The sequence below is a fragment of the Mesorhizobium sp. M4B.F.Ca.ET.089.01.1.1 genome, from assembly GCF_004022605.1.
GTDB lineage: Bacteria > Pseudomonadota > Alphaproteobacteria > Rhizobiales > Rhizobiaceae > Mesorhizobium > Mesorhizobium abyssinicae.
Genome location: NZ_RZOS01001318.1, coordinates 1 through 508, shown reverse-complemented (window position 1 = coordinate 508; position 508 = coordinate 1). Strand labels below are relative to the sequence as shown.

The following is a 508-nucleotide window of genomic DNA, read 5'->3' as shown; positions in this document are numbered from 1 at the left end:
GAAGATGCGCGTCTCGATCGCGCGGGCCATGGTGACCAAACCGCGCATCCTGTTGATGGACGAGCCCTTCGCGGCGCTCGACGAGATCACACGCTTCAAACTCAACAACGACCTTCTGGAACTGTGGCAGGACGAGCGCTTCACCGTCGTCTTCGTCACCCACAGCGTTTTCGAGAGCGTGTTCTTGTCCAGTCGCGTGGTCGTGATGGCGGCGCGGCCGGGCCGCGTTCACGGAGAGCTTGCCGTCGACGCTCCCTATCCGCGCGACGAGGTGTTCCGAACCTCGCCCGATTATGCCGCGCTTTGCCGCCAGGCGTCCGACGTGCTGGTCAACGCCATCAATTCAACCGCCGGACCGCACCATGACGGCCATTGAAGACACAGTCCTGAAGCTTGATCCCGAAGAGGCGCGCCGCGTCCGCCAGGAGCGGCTGGAACGGATCGGCAGATGGGTGCTGCCGCTGGCGATCATGGTGCTGGCTATCTGGCTGTGGGACCGCATCTGCGT

2 pseudogenes are annotated in these 508 nt (G+C 63.8%); both read left to right on the top strand.

Going from position 1 to position 508, the window contains the following annotated elements:
• Positions 1–376, top strand: a pseudogene (locus EN780_RS37330) (ABC transporter ATP-binding protein); the annotation flags it as partial.
• Positions 363–508 (top strand): annotated as a pseudogene (locus tag EN780_RS41645) (ABC transporter permease); the annotation flags it as partial. The pseudogenes EN780_RS37330 and EN780_RS41645, both read left to right, overlap by 14 nt.